Source organism: Streptomyces sp. NPDC002640, assembly GCF_053592575.1.
Map to the genome: position 1 here is coordinate 188227 of NZ_JBSFVZ010000008.1, position 17062 is coordinate 205288.

At 75.7% G+C, this 17062-nt stretch carries 13 protein-coding genes; 4 read left to right on the top strand and 9 right to left on the bottom strand.

Going from position 1 to position 17062, the window contains the following annotated elements:
* Window positions 1–86 precede the first annotated feature (86 nt).
* Window positions 87–545, top strand: coding sequence for an Lrp/AsnC family transcriptional regulator (locus tag ACWD3O_RS13525; RefSeq protein ID WP_451412748.1), 459 nt, complete (start codon window positions 87–89; stop codon window positions 543–545).
* Here ACWD3O_RS13525 and ACWD3O_RS13530 read toward each other — a convergent pair.
* The 9 genes from ACWD3O_RS13530 to ACWD3O_RS13570 all read right to left on the bottom strand — a co-directional run bounded on the left by ACWD3O_RS13530 (window position 535) and on the right by ACWD3O_RS13570 (window position 13320).
* Complete coding sequence (locus ACWD3O_RS13530) at window positions 535–3591, bottom strand: AAA family ATPase (protein ID WP_451415949.1); 3057 nt, start codon at window positions 3589–3591, stop codon at window positions 535–537. The two genes, ACWD3O_RS13525 and ACWD3O_RS13530, sit on opposite strands and share 11 nt — an antisense overlap.
* Window positions 3588–4751 carry an exonuclease SbcCD subunit D gene (locus tag ACWD3O_RS13535; protein WP_451415950.1) on the bottom strand — a complete coding sequence of 388 codons (1164 nt, stop codon included), beginning with the start codon at window positions 4749–4751 and terminating at the stop codon, window positions 3588–3590. Before ACWD3O_RS13535 ends, ACWD3O_RS13530 begins: the two co-directional genes overlap by 4 nt.
* A 155-nt stretch (window positions 4752–4906) precedes the next feature.
* Window positions 4907–6289, bottom strand: coding sequence for a lipase family protein (locus ACWD3O_RS13540; protein WP_451415951.1), 1383 nt, complete (start codon window positions 6287–6289; stop codon window positions 4907–4909).
* A 183-nt stretch (window positions 6290–6472) separates the two neighbouring features.
* The gene (locus ACWD3O_RS13545) at window positions 6473–7099 is read right to left on the bottom strand and encodes a YigZ family protein (protein WP_451415952.1); all 627 of its coding nucleotides are present in this window, start codon (window positions 7097–7099) and stop codon (window positions 6473–6475) included.
* 186 nt (window positions 7100–7285) lie between these two features.
* Entirely contained in the window at window positions 7286–8215 is a 930-nt protein-coding gene (locus ACWD3O_RS13550; protein WP_451415953.1) for a hypothetical protein, read from the bottom strand.
* A gap of 282 nt (window positions 8216–8497) precedes the next feature.
* The gene (locus tag ACWD3O_RS13555; RefSeq protein WP_451415954.1) at window positions 8498–9736 is read right to left on the bottom strand and encodes an NAD(P)/FAD-dependent oxidoreductase; all 1239 of its coding nucleotides are present in this window, start codon (window positions 9734–9736) and stop codon (window positions 8498–8500) included.
* Window positions 9737–9870: 134 nt separating this feature from the next.
* Window positions 9871–10815, bottom strand: a complete 945-nt coding sequence (locus tag ACWD3O_RS13560; protein ID WP_451412755.1) for an RNA polymerase sigma-70 factor — start codon at window positions 10813–10815, stop codon at window positions 9871–9873.
* A gap of 125 nt (window positions 10816–10940) precedes the next feature.
* Window positions 10941–12320, bottom strand: coding sequence for an MFS transporter (locus tag ACWD3O_RS13565; protein ID WP_451412756.1), 1380 nt, complete (start codon window positions 12318–12320; stop codon window positions 10941–10943).
* Between the two features lie 70 nt (window positions 12321–12390).
* Window positions 12391–13320, bottom strand: coding sequence for an amidohydrolase family protein (locus ACWD3O_RS13570; RefSeq protein ID WP_451415955.1), 930 nt, complete (start codon window positions 13318–13320; stop codon window positions 12391–12393).
* Window positions 13321–13542: 222 nt separating this feature from the next.
* Here ACWD3O_RS13570 and ACWD3O_RS13575 point away from each other — a divergent pair, with 222 nt between their 5' ends.
* The 3 genes from ACWD3O_RS13575 to ACWD3O_RS13585 are packed head-to-tail and all read left to right on the top strand — an operon-like array spanning window position 13543 to window position 16748.
* Window positions 13543–14211 carry a response regulator transcription factor gene (locus ACWD3O_RS13575; protein WP_451415956.1) on the top strand — a complete coding sequence of 223 codons (669 nt, stop codon included), beginning with the start codon at window positions 13543–13545 and terminating at the stop codon, window positions 14209–14211.
* Between the two features lie 9 nt (window positions 14212–14220).
* Window positions 14221–15648: a sensor histidine kinase gene (locus ACWD3O_RS13580; RefSeq protein WP_451412759.1), complete on the top strand. Its 1428-nt coding sequence runs from the start codon at window positions 14221–14223 to the stop codon at window positions 15646–15648.
* The gene (locus tag ACWD3O_RS13585; RefSeq protein WP_451412760.1) at window positions 15645–16748 is read left to right on the top strand and encodes a TAXI family TRAP transporter solute-binding subunit; all 1104 of its coding nucleotides are present in this window, start codon (window positions 15645–15647) and stop codon (window positions 16746–16748) included. The genes ACWD3O_RS13580 and ACWD3O_RS13585 overlap by 4 nt, the downstream gene beginning before the upstream one ends.
* Window positions 16749–17062: the final 314 nt, after the last annotated feature.

Sequence of the window (17062 nt, forward strand, 5' to 3'; positions counted from 1 at the left end):
AATCTAGGCGCGGCAGGCCGCTCCCGGAACGGGCCGTCCACGGCCTTCCGGTTGTTCTGCCGTGAAATCCCCGGCATGCTGGCCCCATGACCACGCAACTCCCGGCGTACACGCCGGACGCCACCGATCTGGCCGTCCTGGAGGTTCTGCAGCGGGACGGCCGGGCGAGCTTCACCGAGCTGGCGCGGGCCGTCTCGATGTCCCCGAGCGCCGTCACGGAGCGGGTGCGCCGGCTGGAGGAGGCGGGGGTGATCCAGGGCTACTCCGCCGTCGTCGACCCGGAGCGGCTGGGGCTGCCGGTGCTGGCCTTCGTCCGCCTGCGCTACCCGACCTCGAACTACAAGCCCTTCCACGACCTGGTGGCCGTCACCCCGGAGATTGTGGAGGCGCACCACGTCACCGGGGACGACTGCTTCGTCCTGAAGGTCACCGCGCGGTCGATGCGGCACCTGGAGGCGATCTCCGGGCGGATCGCCGGGCTCGGACCGGTGACCACCAGCGTGGTCTACTCCTCGCCCCTCCCCCGCCGGGCGATCACCGGCTGACGGAGCCGCGCTGCCGGACCACGGCTCCGCGCTGCGGGACCAGGGCTCCGCGCTGCCGGACCGTCGAGCCCTGGCGGCCCTTGACCACCTCGAGCTGGGCGTGGACGCGGCGCCTGAGGTCGGCGACATGGCTGACGATGCCCACACTGCGGTCACGTTCGCGCAGTGAGTCCAGGACGTCGAGGACCTCGTCGAGCGTCTGGTCGTCGAGGCTGCCGAAGCCCTCGTCGATGAAGAGCGTGTCGAGCCGCACGCCGCCCGCCTCCTCGGTGACCACGTCGGCCAGGCCCAGGGCCAGGGCGAGGGAGGCGAAGAACGTCTCGCCGCCGGAGAGGGTGGCGGTGTCCCGTTCCCGGCCGGTCCAGGCGTCGACCACGTGGAGGCCGAGGCCGCTGCGGCCGCGGCCGGAGCGGCCGTCGGAGTGGACGAGGGTGTAGCGGCCGGAGGACATCCTGAGCAGCCGGGCGGTGGCCGCGGCGGCGACCTGTTCGAGGCGGGCGGCGAGGACGTAGGACTCCAGCCGCATCTTGCGCTCGTTGTCGGCGGAGGTGCCGGCGGCCAGGCCGGCCATGCGGGCGACCTTGTCGTGCTCGGCCCGCAGCGGGGCGAGGGCGCGGGCGGCCCGGTGCGCCTCGGCGGAGAGCCGGTCGAGGTCGGCGCAGCGCCGCGCGGCGGCGTCGTGGGCGGAGGCGGTCCGGCGGACCCGCTGGTCGGCGGCGTCGAGCGCGGCCGTGACGGCGGTCAGGTCCACGGACGGGAGCTGGGCCGCGGCGGCGGTGTCCTCCTCGGCGAGGACGGCGCGGACCGCGGCGTGTTCCTGCTGCCAGGCGTCGAGCCGCCGCTGGAGGGCCCGGTGGGCGGCGGCGTCGAGCAGGGCGTCGGCGGCGGCCCGCGGGGTGTCGAAGCCGGCCCGGTAGGCGGCGTCGGCCAGGCGGGCGTCGGCGTCTTTGAGCCGGTGCGCCGCGGCCTCGGCGGCCCGGGCGGCCTCGGCGGCGGCGTCGAGCAGGGCGACGGCGTTCTCGAGCTGGGCGGCGCGGGCGGCGACGCTCACGGCCGCGCCGCGCGCCTCGGTGAGTTCCTGCGCCAGGGTGGCGCGCTCCTGGTCGAGGCGTTCGCGGTGGCCGACGCGGGCGGCGGCACGGACGGCGGCCTCCTGCCGGGCGGCGGTGCGGCGGGCGTGCTCCTGTTCGGCGCGGCGCAGCTCCTCGCGGGCTGGGTGGAGGTCGCTCGCGGCGAGGTGTTCGGCGCGGTGCCGTTCGGTCAGCTCGGCCAGCTCGCGGGCCAGGTGCGCGGCGGGTTCCTCGCCCGCCTCGGCGACGGCGGCGGCCAGGGCCTCGCGCAGGCCGGCGTGACGCCGTTCGGCCTGGTCCGCCTGCTGCTGGCGGCCGCGGTGGTCGAGGCGGGCGGCCTCCTCGGTGGCCCGGTCGACGTGGCCGACGTCCTTGCCGGCCGGGGCGGGGTGGTCCGGGGAGCCGCAGACGGCGCAGGGTTCCCCGTCGCGGAGGGCTGCGGCGAGCTCGGCGGCGATGCCGTCCAGCCGTTGTTCGCGCAGGGTGTTCCAGTGCTCGTGCGCGGCGAGGGCGCTCTCCCGGGCGGCGGCGGCCTCCTCGCGGGCGGCCTCCGCCTGGACGGTGAGCCGGTCGCGTTCCCGGGCGGCGTCCAGCCGGCGTCGCGCGGGTTCCTGCCGGGCGGCGAGCTGTTCGGCGCGGGTCGCGGCCTCCTGGGCGGCCTCGACCCGGTCCTGGAGCGCGGCGCGGGTCTCCTCCCAGCCGGCGAGCCATTCCTCGGCCTCCTGGAGGGCCTCCTCGTCCGCCCGTTCCTGGCGGTCGAGCCGCTCCCGCTCGGCGGCGAGCGCGTGCAGCCTTCGCTCGGCGCGGCGGGCGGACTCCAGGCCGCCCAGTTCCTCGGCGGCGCGGCGGGCGGCCGCGGCGAGTCCGGCCGCTCCGTCGTCGGCGAGTCCGGCGGGGAGCCGGTCGCGGGCCCGTTCCTCGGCGGCGGCCGCCCTGCGGTGCTCGGCCTCGGCGGAGCACCGCAGGTCGAGGGCGGGGGCCACCGCCTCCGCCTTGCGGGACCGCTCCATCACCTCCTGGGCCTCGCGGAAGGCGGCGGCGCCCTCCTCCAGGCGCCGGGCCTGTTCCCGCGCCTCGGCGAACCGCCGCTGCAGGCGGGCGAGTTCGCGGGCCTCGCTCGTCTCCCGGAGCACCCGCTCGCGGGTCGTGCCGGCCGCGTCCAGCGCGGAGCGGGCGACGGCGAGCTGCTCCCGGGCGGTGGAGCGGGCGACGGCGGCGGCGGTGAGCACGGTCTCGGCGAGGCCGGGGTCCCCGGGGACGAGGGCGGGCAGGTCCATGGCGTCCCCGGCGGCCTGCTGCATGCGGTGCGCGCGGGCGAGGAGGTCGGCGTCGGCCTCCTTGACGCGGGCCTCGGTGGTGCGGCGGCGCTCGGCGAGGCGCTTCTCGACCTCGCCGAACCGCTCGGTGGCGAAGAGCCGGCCGAGCAGCTTGCCGCGTGCCTCGGCGTCGGCGCGCAGGAACCGGGCGAAGTCGCCCTGGGGCAGCAGCACCACCTGGCAGAACTGGTCCCGGCTCATGCCGAGGAGCTGGGTGATCTCCTCCCCTATCTCCTGGTGGGAGCGGCTGCCGGTGGTCTTCCAGAGCCCGGCGGCGGCGTCGTACTCGCGCAGCAGGCTCTGGGCCTTCTCGGGGGTGGTGCCGCTGCCGCGTTTCTTGGGGCGCAGCCAGGCGGGCTGCCGGGTGACCTCCAGGCGGCGGCCGGCCACGGTCAGCTCCAGGGTGACCTTGGTGCCGACGGCGGGGTCGGCGTGGTCGCTGCGCAGGGGGGAGCCCTGGGCGCCGCTGTGGCCGCTCTCCCGGGCTCCGGGCACCTTGCCGTAGAGGGCGTAGCAGACGGCGTCGAGCACGGTGGTCTTGCCGGCGCCGGTGGCACCGTGCAGCAGGAACAGGCCGGCCGCGGAGAGCTCGTCGAAGTCGACGGTCTGGGTGGAGCCGAAGGGGCCGAAGGCGTTCATCTCGAGCCGGTGCAGCCTCATCGGGCGACCTCCTGGGCGGCGGCGTCGGCGCGCACCGCGTCGAAGGCGTCGCGGAGCACGGCGCGCTCCTCCTCGTCGGGTCCGGCGCCCCGGACGTGGGCCACGAAGTCCTCGGCGATCTGCTGGTCGGTGCGCCCGGCGAGGCGGCGGGCGTACGAGGCGCCGTGCTCCTCGGGTCCCCGGTCGGGGTCGAAGGCCAGGCTGAGGGTGTGCGGGAAGCGTTCGCAGAGCCGGACCATGGGGTCGGCGGGGCGTACCGGGTCGGTGAGCGTGGCCTCCACCCAGGCGTCCTCGTGCCGTGCCAGTGCCGGGTCGGCGAGGAGTTCTTCGAGCGGGCCGCGTATCCGGGCGAGGGCGCGCGGCACGGGGCAGTCGATCCGCTCGGCCCGCACGCCGCCGTGGGCGTCGAGGTCGACCAGCCACATCGTCTTGCGGTGGTCGGCCTCGGAGAAGGAGTACGGGAGCGGGGAGCCGGAGTAGCGGATCCGCTCGGTGATGGTCTGGCATCCGTGCAGGTGGCCCAGGGCGACGTAGTCGACGCCGTCGAAGACCGGGGCGGGCACCGAGGCGACGCCGCCGACGGTGATGTCGCGTTCGCTGTCGCTGCCCTTGCCGCCGGTGACGAAGGCGTGCGCGAGCACCACCGAGCGCGTCCCGTCGGGCCGGGCGGCGAGGTCGGCGCGGACCCGGTCCATGGCGGCGCCCAGCACCGCCTCGTGGGCCGCCTTGTCGACGCCGAACTCGTCCTTCACCAGGGCCGGTTCGAGGTAGGGCAGGCCGTAGAAGGCGACGTCGCCGAAGGAGTCCGCGAGGACCACCGGGGTGCCGGCCGAGGCGGCGTCGGTGCGCAGGTGGATGCCGGCGCGGCCGATCAGGCCGGCTCCGACGCCCAGCCGGCGCGCCGAGTCGTGGTTCCCGGAGATCATGACGGCCGGCACGCCGAGCTCCGCCAGCTTGTGCAGGGTGTCGTCGAACAGCTCGACCGCGGCCAGCGGGGGCACCGCGCGGTCGTACACGTCTCCCGACACGACCACCGCGTCGACCTGGTGCTCGCGCACGGCGCCGAGCAGGTGGTCGACGAACGTCGCCTGGGCCGGGAGCATGTCGACCCGGTGGAACGACCGGCCGAGATGCCAGTCCGACGTGTGCAGCAGCCTCATGCCCACCGACCTTAACGGTGGCCACCGACAGCACACCCGTTGGGCATGATTTGTCCCGTTTCGTACTCAACTCCCGGTCGTCGGCCGGTCGCTGAACCGGCCCCGGACACAACCGGGCGCGCCCGGCGGTCGGCCGCCGGGCGCCCGACGACCCGTCAGGGCTGGAGCGGCATGCTCCAGCAGTTGGAGGTCGCCCGCCGGCCCTCGAGCCGGTCCTTCAGCCAGTCGACGGCGTCGCCCTGGTCGGTGAGCAGCGGCACCATGTGGTTGGTGAGGATCTTGTCGCCGAGGTTCGGCAGCACGATCGCCTTGTAGGTGACGTCACCACCCTTGCGGCACCAGTCGACGGCCATCTGGCGGGACTGCCGGTGCGGCACGATGTCGTCCTGGACGCCGGTGGCCACCCGCACCGGGCCGGAGGGCTTCCGGTCGCCGAGGCGCTGGTCGTCGAGGACCTCCTGGATGCGCGGCTCGCTCTCCACGATCTCCGCGAGCGAGCTGCCGTCGGTGGTCCAGGAGCTGCTGCGGCGGAACCCGTAGCCCAGGAGCGAGTCACCCACGCACATACCCGCGAGCTCCTCCAGCGCCTTCCTGCCCCGGTCGTTGAGGTGGCCGTCGGCGACGGGCCGCAGGTCGGGGTAGGCCTGGAGGAAGCCGTTGAGCGACCAGCCCAGGGCGCCGGCCAGGGCGCTGCCGTCGATGCCCTTGATGGTCTCGGTGAGGTCGGCGGGCGGCGCGCCGGAGTAGGTGCCGGCGAGGGTGACGTCCGGGGCGTAGGACGCGGCGAGTTCGGCCGCGGCCGCCGTGGCGCCGCCGCCCTGGCTGTAGCCGTACAGGCCGATCCGAGACTCCGGGCGCAGCGAGGTCCCCGGCAGCGACCGGGCGGCGCGGACCGCGTCCAGCACGGCGTGTCCGCCGTCGACGCGGTTGACGTAGGTGTGCAGGCGGTCGGTGGCGCCGAGGCCCACGTAGTCGGTGACCACCACGGCGATGCCGGCGGAGAGCAGGCGGTAGATCGACAGGTCCTCGTAGCCGACCGAGACCGAGTCGCCCTCGATCAGGATCGGGTACTGCAGCCCCTTGGAGGCCGCGCACTCGTCGCCCTGACCCATGGTCCCGGGCGCCACGGCCACCAGCGGCCGCGCGCCGTCGCCCCGCCAGGCGGCGGTGGGCTCGATGTAGGCGCCGGTCACCGCGACGGGGTTGCCGCCGGAGTCGGTCGACCGGTACATCAGCCGCGTCGCCCGGCCGGGGAACGGGCCGCCCAGGGTCGGCAGGCTGATGGCCAGCGGGAGCGGTTCGCTGCGGACGACGGCGCCGTTGCGGCCGGGGAGGCTCGCGGGCGGGGTGTAGAAGTCGGACGCGGCCTCGGCGGCGGACGCGGACGAGGCGGCGGGCGCGGCGGGGGCCGCCTGGGCCACCGCGGTCTGCGCGCCCACGCAGGCCAGGGCGACCAGGGCGGCGGCGAGCAGCCTGCGGGCGGGCCTGCGGCCCGGGGCGGCGGCCGCCGGCCGGTCGGAGATGCGGGTTCTGTGCACGCGGCTCACTCCAGGGGTCGACGGAGGCCGGGCGCGGGCAGGATGACGCGACCCGTGTTACCGGCGGTTACTTACCGGAGAGTAAGGTGGTGCCGCGTGTGGTGACAAGACATGTGCAGGGTCCTGGGACGCGGGTGTGGTGGGACGCGGGTGTGGCGGATGTGGCGTTCGGGGCGCACCGGCTCAGGCGTCGCCGTAGGCCTCTCCGCCGAGCGTGAACCCCGCGGTGCCCGCCGTGGCGTCCGCCAGCCAGGCCCGGAAGGACGGCACGTCCGCGTCGGGGAGGCCGATCTCGATCTCGACCTGCTCGCCGTACCGCACGTCGCGCACCTCGCGGCCGGTGGACCGCAGGTCGTTCTGGATCTTCCCCGCGCGCTGGTGGTCGACGGTCACCACGGCGAGCCGGAAGCGGCGCCGGGTGAGCGTGCCGAGCGCGTCCAGCGCCTCGCCGACGACGCCGCCGTAGGCCCGGATCAGCCCGCCGGCGCCCAGTTTCACGCCGCCGTAGTACCGGGTCACGACCGCGACGACGTAGCGCATGTCGCGGCGGGTCAGCATCTGGAGCATCGGCACGCCCGCGGTACCGCCCGGCTCGCCGTCGTCGCTGGCCCTCTGCACGGAGGCGTCGGCGCCGATCACGTACGCGTAGCAGTTGTGGGTCGCGTCCGCGTGCTCCTTGCGGACGGCGGCGACGAACGCCTGGGCCTCCTCCTCGGTGGCCGCCGGGGCGAGGCTGCACAGGAAGCGGGAGCGGTTGATCTCGGTCTCGTGCACGCCCGCGCGGGCCACTGTGCGGTACTCGTCCTGCATCCGGCCAGCCTATGCGGTGCGGCCCGGGCCGCCGTCGCCGCGTCCCGGGCCCGCCGCCTCACCGGTGCCGCGCGGGCGGCGGGCCGGCCACGGTCACGCGCCCGCCACGGTCATGGGCCGGCCACGGTCGCGCGCCGGCCACGGTCACGGGGGCGTGCCGCCGCCGCGACCGTGGCCTGGCCCGGGTCAGGCGTCGGCGCCGGGGGCGGGCGCGCCGTCGAGGACGGGCAGCAGCGACGCGTGGTGCTCGACCGTCTCGCCGCCGCCGTCGGCCGCCGTGGGGTCGGCGGGAGGTACGGAGGCGTCCGGTGCCTGCGCCTGTTCCGGTGCGGCGGGGGCCGCGGGGTCGGCCGGAGCGAGGGGTTCCCGCTGCTCGCCGGGCCACTCCGGCATCTCCCCCGCGCCCGGCGCCCCGGCCGCCTCCTCCACGCCCGACATCGCCGGGACACCCGCCTCCGCCGGGTCGGGCGCCCCGGCCTCGGCCGCCTCCACGCCGGGCGTCCCCACCCCGGTCGCGTCCGCATCCGCCCCAACGGCCTCCGCCGCATCCGGCGTGCCCGTCCCGGCCGCCTCCGCCGCGTCCGGCGTCCAGCCGAACGGGTCCGTGGCCGGGTCCGGGCCCACGGTGCCGGGGGCCGCGGGCTCCCAGCCCGCCGGGCCGTCGCCCGCGGGGAAGGCGGCCGCCGGGTCACCGGGCCACGGCACCGCCGCCCCCGCGCCGCCGACCTCGGCGGCGTCCGGGGCCACGGGCTCGGCGGCGTCGGGAACGGGACCGGGCGGCGCGGACTCACCCGCGCCGCCCTCCACGTCGCCGCCACCGGCCCCGGCCGCGTCCCCGGCTCCGCCTCCGGGTGCCGTCGGGCCCCCCGCCGCGGGGTCGGCCGCGGCCCCGTCGGGGAGCGGCCCCCGCTCCGGTGAGCCGGGCGGCGCGGCCAGGTCGGCGGCGCCGGTCGCGCACCGCCCGATCCGGCATCCCCCCTGCGGCTCGAAGGCCCCGGCAGCCCCGGCGGCCTGAGCGGCCTGGGCGAGCGGCGTCGCGGCCACCGCCGCGAGCAGGGCGGCGCTCACCACCGGCAGTGCCACCCGGATGCGTCGGCGTCGTGCGGATCGGGTCATCTTCGTCCTCCTGGGAAGTCGGCCCGGTCCACGCAGGCGCCGCGGCATCCGCGACGACCGCGACATCCGCGACATCCGCGAGCGGCGGCGGCCACGGCGGGCGCACGGGACCGGGGCCGGGGACCGGGGGCAGTGCTCCCACCCCAGCACGCACCGCCCCGGCCGGCGCTGCCGATCCGCCGCCGGGGGTCTCTCCGGGGGACCCACGCACCCCGCACGGGTCAGCGCCACTGGGCCGACCGGCCGGGTACGGGCCCCGTCCGGTCGGCCCGGCGGCGAGGATCAGGCCGGCAGGTCGGCGGCCGGCACGTCGAGCGGCACGTCGGCGGCCGGAACCTCGCCCGCCGGCACTGTCCGCGTCGCGTCCCGCGCGATCCGGCGGCGCCGCGAGGGCAGTCCGACGGTCGGATGGGCCACGCCCCAGGCCGCGCCCTTGCAGACGAGCTCCTTGTAGACCGCGGCCACCCGGCCGGTCAGCGCCGCGCCCTTGGCCCGGTCGTCGGCGGTGACGTACTGGATCAGGCCCTCCTTGCGCCCCAGCGAGACGCACTGGTTGAAGTAGCGCAGCGGCACCTGGGGGAGCTTCCCGCCGGCGAGCCGGGCCGCGATGGAGTCGGCGGCCTGCCAGGCGGTCGGTACGCCGCTGGCGCACGACATCCGCAGCGGCCGGCCTCCGGGGCCCATGGCCAGCGCGGCGTCGCCGACGGCGTAGACGTCCGGGTGGGAGACCGAGCGCATGGTCCCGTCGACCACGATCTGCCCCGTGTCGGCGACTTCCAGCGTGGTGGCCCGGGCGACCGGGTGCACGGCGAAGCCCGTGGTCCACACGGTGACCGCCGCCGGGATCACCCGTCCGTCGGCGGTGGTGACGCGGTCGGACTCGACTCCGGTGATTCCGGCGTTCTCGTGGACCGTGACGCCCAGCCCGGCGAAGACCTTCCTCAGGTGCCCGCGGCCCTTGGCCGAGAGCCCGTCGCCCAGGCGGCCCCGGTCGGCGAGCGACACGGCCAGGTGGGGGTGGGACTCGGCGATCTCGGTGGCGGCCTCCAGCCCGGTCAGGCCTCCCCCGACGACCACCACCGGCTGCCCGGCCTCCAGCCCGGCCAGCCGGTCCCGGAGCCGCAGGGCGCCGGCCCTGCTCGCGACCTCGTGGGCGTGCTGCTGGACACCGGGGACCCCGTGGTCGTCCCACCCGCTGCCGAGGGCGTGGACGAGGGTGTCGTAGGCGAGCTCGCGGGCGCCGTCGTCGCCCACGACGGCGACGGTCCTGCGCTCGACGTCGATCCCGGTGACCTTCGCGATCTCCAGCCGGACCCCGGTGCCGGTGAACATCTCGCGGAGGGGCCGGTGCCTCAGGTGCTGGCCGGTGGCGAGCTGGTGCATCCTGACGCGTTCGACGAAGTCGGGCTCGGCGTTGACGAGCGTGACGGCGACGTCCTGCGGGTGCAGGCGCCTGGCGAGTCGGCCGGCCGCGGAGGCTCCCGTGTATCCGGCGCCGAGGACGATGATGCGGTGCTGCATGGCCTGCTCCTGTCTGCGCGGTCGTCACCCGTGTTCCGGGCGGTTACGCCTCTTGAACCGGGCAGCACGCCGATCCCTGACAGGCAGAAGTTGTGACCCGCGTCACATCTCACGAGTGCCGGGGCGGGCCGCGGTCAGAACGCGTGGAACAGGGGCTCCCCGTGCTCCTCGCCCGCCCACCGCTCGGTGGCCCGCTCCAGCTTGTCCGGGTTGGCCTGGCTGCGGAACGCCCGGATGCCCTCGGCGGTGACCTCCAGGCAGACCACGCCGACGACCCGCCCGTCCACCACGGCGACGACGGCGGGCTCGCCGTTGGCCGTCGTGGCGTGGATCTCCGGCGAGCCGCCCAGCAGGTCGCGCTTGGCCTTCGCGGGCCGGAACAGGCCCCACATGAACTTGGCGACCGCCAGGGCACCTTCGAACGCCTTGGTCCTGGCCGGCACCTTGCCGCCGCCGTCGCCGACCGCGACGGCGTCGTCGGTGAGCAGGCGCAGCAGCCCGTCGTACCGGCCGCTGGTCGCGGCGGACAGGAACTCCTCGGCGATCCGCCGTGCCGCCGTCCGGTCCACCTCGATGCGCGCCGTGCCCTGGGCGAGGTGGTGCCTGGCCCGGTGGAGGATCTGCTGGCTGGCGGCCTCACCGATGTCGAGGATGTCGGCGATCTCCCGGTGCGAGTGCCCGAACGCCTCCCGCAGCACGTACACGGCGCGTTCGTTGGGCGTGAGCCGCTCCATCAGCGTCAGCACCGCGAACGACACCGATTCGCGCTGCTCCGCCGTCTCCGCGGGGCCGAGCATCGGGTCGCCCTCGAGCAGCGGCTCGGGCAGCCACTGCCCCACGTAGGTCTCCCGCCGGGCGCGGGCCGAGGTGAGCTGGTTGAGGCACAGCCGGGTGAGCACCTTGGTCAGCCACGCCTCGGGGACCTCGATGCGTCCGGGGTCCGCCGCGTGCCAGCGCAGGTACGTCTCCTGCACGACGTCCTCGGCGTCGCTCGCGGACCCGAGCATCCGGTACGCGATCGCTCCGAGCCGGGGCCTCGCGACCTCGAACCTGTCCACGTCCTCGGCGGTCAGCGGCATGGGTCGATGCTATCCGCCCGCCCGTCGCGCCGCCGCGCCGAGGCGCGGGAAGCACCTCGGCACGGTCGGCGGGCGGCCGGCCGTCCGGGGCGGCCGGCCGTCCGGCGCGCCCCGGCCGGCGGCGGTCAGGCCGTCGGCACCGGCTTGGCCGGTTGCTGCGGCTCGGCGAGCAGGGCCCGCCGGGTCCGCGGGCCGAAGACCGCCAGGACGATCGCGCCGACCAGCCAGGCCCCCGCGATGAAGTAGAAGACGGCCTGGTACCCGCTGCCCTGGTAGACGGCGGCGACGATCAGCGGTCCGGCCGCGTTCGACAGGCGGCCGAGGCCGTAGGAGACGCCGGTTCCGAGGGATCGGCCCCGGGTGTCGAAGAGTTCCGGCGAGTAGGCGTAGGCGAGCGCCGTGTACCCGCGCTCGAACATGTTGACCAGGAAGCCGAAGACCACGATGAGGATCGGGTTGAAGGTGAGCCCGTACAGCAGGCCGCACAGGGCGATGACCGTGCCGAACGCCGCGAGGGACCACTTGCGTTCGAACCGGTCCGTGACCAGGGAGGCCAGGTACGAGCCGAGCGGCGCGCCCACCGTGGTGAGGGCGACGTAGAAGACGGACTTCTCGACGCTGAAGCCCTCCTTGGCGAGCAGCGTGGGCGCCCAGCTGGAGAAGCCGAAGAAGCCGATGGTCTGGGTCACCCAGAGCACGGTGAGGAGCAGCGTGGGGTAGAGGTACTTCTTCTGCAGGAGCAGGCGCATCGGGGCGCGGGTCACCGGGGCCTCGGCCACCGGCGGCAGCGGTTCGGGGAGCGGGCCCTTCTCGGCCGCGACGCTCTCCTCGATCTCGCGGAGGATCCGGTCGGCCTCGGCGTGCTCGCCGCGGCTCTCGTGCCAGCGCGGGGACTCCTTGAGCCGCTTGCCGAAGAGGACGAGGAAGATGCCGAGCGAGCCCCAGAGGTAGACCAGGCGCCACGACCAGTCGTTGAGCGGCACCACCGCGCTGGCGATGAGGTTGGTCGCCGGGGTGCCGCAGATGCCGATGACGATCGCGTACGCCTGGTACTTGCCGCGCACGGCGGCCGGGTACATCTCGTTGACGTAGATCACCGCGACGACGGTCATCGCCGCCAGGCCGGCCGAGGTCAGCACCCGGAAGACGCCGAGGGAGACGATGTCCCAGGCGAAGACCGAGACGAACGAGAAGAACCCGAACCACAGGGTGGTCACCATCAGGGTCCGCTTGCGTCCCCACCGGTCGGCCAGGGCGCCGGCGCCGATGGAGCCGAGGAACATGCCCACGAAGGACAGCGAGGTGACGTAGGCGACCTGATCGATGGTCACGCCCCACAGGCCGATGAGCTTGGGGGCGGTCGTCGCGAAGGTGTTGATGTCCGCGAACTCGAAGAAGTACGCGAAGGAGATGGCCAGGAGGGTGACCTTGTGGAACCGGCCGATCGGCAGCCGGTCGATCCGGTTCAGCGCGTTGGCGTGCGCCGGCGCCTGGGGTGACGTCATGGGAGGGATCCCTGTCGGAGGAGGAGTCGGGAGGGCGGGGGTGGATGGGGGTGGGTGGACGTGCGTGGGGTCAGGCGGCCTCGTCCGGCCAGTAGAGGCGCATCGGGTTGTCGACCAGCAGGCGCCGCTGCTGCTCGGCGGTGACCGCGATCAGCGGGATGTGGTCGACCAGCAGGCCGTCGTCGGGCATGTGGTCGGTGAGGTTGGGGTGCGGCCAGTCGGTGCCCCACAGCACGCGGTCGGGGAACTCCTCCACCACGCGCCGCGCGAACGGGACGACGTCGGAGTAGGCGTTGCGTTCGCCGTCCAGGGCCGCGGGGCCGCTCACGCTGAGGCGCTCCGGGCAGGTGACCTTCACCCAGACGTCGTTGGCCTCGACGAACCGCAGGAACCGGCCGAACCCGGGGCCGTCGGCGGACCGGGTCACGTCGGGCCGGCCCATGTGGTCGATGACCAGCGGTGCGGGGAGCGAAGCGAAGAAGTCCGCCAGCTCCTCGAGGTCCGCGCTCTCGAAGTACAGGACGATGTGCCAGCCGAGCGGGGCGATCTTCTCGGCGATCACGGCGAGGGCGTCCCGGGGCGAGGCGTCGACCAGACGCCGCACGAAGTTGAACCGGACGCCACGCACGCCGGCCGCGTCCAGGTCCCGCAGTTCCCGCTCGGTGACGTCCGGGCGCACCGTGGCGACGCCGCGGGCCCGGCCGCCCGCCGAGCGGACGGCGTCGACCATGGCCGAGTTGTCCGCGCCGTGGCAGGTGGCCTGCACGACGACGTTGCGGGCGAAGCCGAGGTGGTCGCGCAGCGCGAACAGCTGCTCCTTGCCCGCGTCGCAGGGGGTGTACTTCCGCTCGGGGGCGAACGGGAAGGCGGCCTGCGGACCGAACACGTGGCAGTGGGTGTCGACGGCGCCCGGGGGCAGCCGGAAGGCCGGGACGGACGGGTCGGCGTACCAGTCGAGCCAGCCGGGGGTCCTGGGGGCGTGGCGGGTCGGGTGGTTCATGGCGCTCCTGGTCCTGCGCGGCTTTCCTGGACGGCTGGAGCCTGGCCCGCCCGGGCGGCGCGCAGAAGGCGCCCCGACACGGATCTAACCTCGCCTTAACATTCCCGACCCGCCTCTGACGTGCTGCGATGTGCCCCACGCCACAGGTGGGCGGGCCCTCGGTGGTCTACATTCGGGGCCCGGGCGGATGCCCGGGTTCCGCGCGGAGGGAGGTGGGCGGGGATGCAGATACTGCTGGCCGAGGACGACGACGGCGTCGCGGCGGCTCTGGTGGAAGTGCTGTACGACCACGGCCACGACGTCCGTCGCGTCCGCCACGGCCGGGACGTCCAGACGTACCACCGCAGCGCCGACCTCCTCCTGCTGGATCTCGGACTGCCCGACGTCGACGGCCTGGACGTGCTGCGGGCCCTGCGCGCGGTGAGCGAGATGGCCGTGGTGGTGCTGACCGCCCGGGGCGACGAGCGGTCCGTCGTACGGGGGCTGCGGCTGGGTGCGGACGACTACCTGGTCAAGCCGGTGCGGCTGGCGGAGCTGCTGGCCCGGATGGAGGCCGTCACCCGGCGGGCCGCGGGACGGGGCGCGGTGGCCCCCGCCGTCTCGCGCACGGTGGGCGCCGGCGACGTCGAGGTCGATCTCGACGCCCGCCGGGTCCGGGTGGCCGGGGCGGACGTCGACCTGACCGCGAAGGAGTTCGACGTGCTGGCGGTGCTGGCGGGGCGGGCCGGGACGGCGGTCAGCCGCGAGCAGGTGCTGGACGAGGTCTGGGGCGACGCCCACCGGGCCGTCTCCCGGTCGCTCGACGTCCACCTCACCCAGCTCCGCGCGAAGCTGGGGCGGCCCGAACTGATCACCACCATCCGGGGCTTCGGCTTCCGGTTCGGGGACTGAGGACCGGCCGTGCGTTCCCGGGTCCGGACGGTGCTGCTGCTGTTCGTGGTGCTCACGGTGGCCGCGTTCGCCGTGCCGCTGCTGCTGTTCACCGCCTCGGACCGCACCCAGCAACTGGTCCTGGCCCGCGGCTCGGACCTGGACCGTTTCGGTTCGCTGATGGACCAGGCGGCCACCACCGGGGACTTCTCCGTGGTGCGCGCCGAGGCGCGCCGCCACACGGAGCTGTACGGGGAACCGATCGTCATCACCGACGTCAGCCGCAGGCCGGTCGTCCAGACCGGCGGGATGCGCGCCGCCGACCCGGCGGTCGCCGGGCTGGTCGGGGCGGCGCTGCGCAACCAGACGACGCACCCCACCCACGCGCTCCACCCCTGGTCGCACGGGCAGAGGATGTTCGCCGAACCGGCCGGCACCGGCACCCGGGTGACGGGGGCGGTGGTGATGCGGGCGTCGGTGGGCACCGCGGCGCGGGACATCGGCAGGCGCTGGGCCGCCGTCCTGGCCGGCACCGCCCTGGTCGCCGTGGCGTGCGCGGTCCTGGCCCGGGCCGCCACCCGCTGGGTGGTGCGGCCGTTGCGCCGGCTCGACCGCGCCGTGGGACGGCTGGCCGCCGGACTGCCGCCCGAACAGACCCGGGCCGGAGGTCCGCCGGAGCTGCGTCAGCTCGCCATCGGCTTCAACCGCATGGCGCGGAGCGTGACGACCGCGCTGGAGCAGCAGCGCCGGCTGGTCGCGGACACCTCGCACCAGATGCGCAACCCCATGGCCGCGCTCCGGCTGCGGGTGGACGCCCTGCACACCCATCTGCCTCCGGCCGCCGACCGCACGTACACCGGCGTCACCAACGAACTGGACCGCCTGGAGGCGCTGCTGGACGACATGCTGGCGCTGGCCGCCGCGGAGCACCGGGCCGGTGAGCTCACCGCGGGGACGGGTGCGGCGGCGTACTGCGACGCGACCGAGGTGGCCCTGACGCAGCACCGGCTGTGGGAGCCGGTGGCCCGGCGTGCCGGCGTGACCCTCACCGCGGAGCCCGGGGACGACCGGGCCGACGGCGCCGCGGTCGTGGCCGCCTGTTCGGGCCACGAACTCGCCCAGGTCACCGACATCCTGCTGGACAACGCCGTCAAGTACGCGGGGAGGGACGCCTCGGTCTCCCTGCGCTGCGCCACCGAGGGCCCCTTCGCGGTGCTCACCGTCCAGGACGACGGCCCGGGCCTCACCGTCGACGAACTGGCCCACGCGGGCACCCGGTTCTGGCGCTCGTCCCGGAACGCCGGCACCTCCGGCACCGGGCTGGGCCTGGCCATCGCCCGGCAGATCCTCGCCGGACGGGAGGGCCGGCTGGAGCTGCGTCCGGCCCGTCCCCGGGGCCTGGAGGCCCGGGCCCTGGTGCCGCTGCCGCGGCCCGTTCCGGACCGGGAGGACACGTGACGGCGCACTCTGCGCACTCGGCGCAGGCGGCGCACCCCTCCCCCGACCGCCGCGCGGTGCTGCGCGCGGCCGCCGGCGCGGGCGCCCTCGCCCTGCTCGCCGGCGGTGCGGCGGGCGACGCCCCGCGACGGCACGGCGGGCCGGGCGGCGTCCTGCGCATCGCCACCGGTGAACCCACCGCGTTCTACGCGGCGTTCGGCCGGCTCCTGGCCGAAGAGATCACCCGGGCCCGGCCGCGTCTGCGCTGCCGCGTCCGCACCACCGCGGGCAGCATCACCAACCTCAGGCTGCTGCGCGACGGCGAGGTGGACCTCGCCCTGGTGATGACCGACACCGCGCTGGCCGCGCAGGGCACCGCCTTCTTCCCGCGGCCGGTGCCGTTGCGTGCGATCGGCCGGGTCTACGAGACCTACCTGCAGTTCGCGGTGCGGGCCGACTCCTCCGTGCGGACGGTGGCGGACCTCGCCGGGCACCTGGTGTCGCTGGGCGCCGTCGGGTCGGGGGCGGCCGACCTCGGGGAGCGGCTGCTGCGCGCCGCGGGCCTGTCGGCCGCCGACGTGCCGGTGCGGCACCTGCGGCTGGCCGACGCGACCAGGGCGATGCGCGAGGGCTCCGTCGACGGCCTGCTGGTGGCGGGCGGGGTCCCCCTGCCGGCGCTGTCACGGCTGGACGAGGAGACGGGACTGCGCTTCCTCCCGCTGGCGGACCTCCTGCCCCGCCTCGGACGGAGGGGGGATCCGGGGCCGGGCGGGCACCCGGGGGCCGAGGCGCCGGCGGACGCCGCGGGGCGCGGCGGCACGGCGGTCTCGGGCGCCCAGCTGGCCGACATGGGCCTGGAGCAGGTCACCTTCCCGCCCCGGGCCTACCGGGCGGCCGACGGGGTCGCCACCATCGGCGTGTCCAACCTCCTGGTTTGCCGCCCCGACCTGGACCCGCTCCTGGCGGACCTGCTCACCCGCCTGCTGGCCCTCCGGGCGAGCCACCTCGTGCCCGACAACGCCGTGGGCGCCCAGTTCCTGGACATCCGCAGCCTCATCAGCACCGGCGCGACCGAGCTGCACCCCGGGGCCGCCGACGCCTACCGCGCCCTCCACGGCTGAGCGGCCCACAAGGGATCCGGACGCCCGAAACATTCGGAAAGTTTCGCCCTTGTCCCGGAAGTGGCCGAATAGTTCCACCACTCGACGCCCGGCGCCGGCTCTCCCGCCCCGGTCTCCGCCGTTCCGCCCGACCGGGACGGCCGGTGCGGACGCGCCCGGGAGGGGCAGAACGGCCAACCTGGGACGGGTGACGCGGGAGCGTTGTCACACCCTCACCCCCTTCCTACGCTGGGAGCGCTCCCAGGTCGCGCCGGGCGACCGGCCCCCGGCGCGCGGCCACGCGGCCGGACGCGCCGCCGCCCCGGGACAGCACC

What these genes read in the sequence shown, in the direction of transcription:
- ACWD3O_RS13525 (WP_451412748.1), top strand. Translation starts at nt 87, where the DNA reads ATGACCACGCAACTCCCGGCGTACACGCCGGACGCCACCGATCTGGCC.
- ACWD3O_RS13530 (WP_451415949.1), bottom strand. Translation starts at nt 3,591, where the DNA reads ATGAGGCTGCACCGGCTCGAGATGAACGCCTTCGGCCCCTTCGGCTCC.
- ACWD3O_RS13535 (WP_451415950.1), bottom strand. Translation starts at nt 4,751, where the DNA reads ATGAGGCTGCTGCACACGTCGGACTGGCATCTCGGCCGGTCGTTCCAC.
- ACWD3O_RS13545 (WP_451415952.1), bottom strand. Translation starts at nt 7,099, where the DNA reads ATGCAGGACGAGTACCGCACAGTGGCCCGCGCGGGCGTGCACGAGACC.
- ACWD3O_RS13550 (WP_451415953.1), bottom strand. Translation starts at nt 8,215, where the DNA reads ATGACCCGATCCGCACGACGCCGACGCATCCGGGTGGCACTGCCGGTG.
- ACWD3O_RS13555 (WP_451415954.1), bottom strand. Translation starts at nt 9,736, where the DNA reads ATGCAGCACCGCATCATCGTCCTCGGCGCCGGATACACGGGAGCCTCC.
- ACWD3O_RS13560 (WP_451412755.1), bottom strand. Translation starts at nt 10,815, where the DNA reads ATGCCGCTGACCGCCGAGGACGTGGACAGGTTCGAGGTCGCGAGGCCC.
- ACWD3O_RS13565 (WP_451412756.1), bottom strand. Translation starts at nt 12,320, where the DNA reads ATGACGTCACCCCAGGCGCCGGCGCACGCCAACGCGCTGAACCGGATC.
- ACWD3O_RS13570 (WP_451415955.1), bottom strand. Translation starts at nt 13,320, where the DNA reads ATGAACCACCCGACCCGCCACGCCCCCAGGACCCCCGGCTGGCTCGAC.
- ACWD3O_RS13575 (WP_451415956.1), top strand. Translation starts at nt 13,543, where the DNA reads ATGCAGATACTGCTGGCCGAGGACGACGACGGCGTCGCGGCGGCTCTG.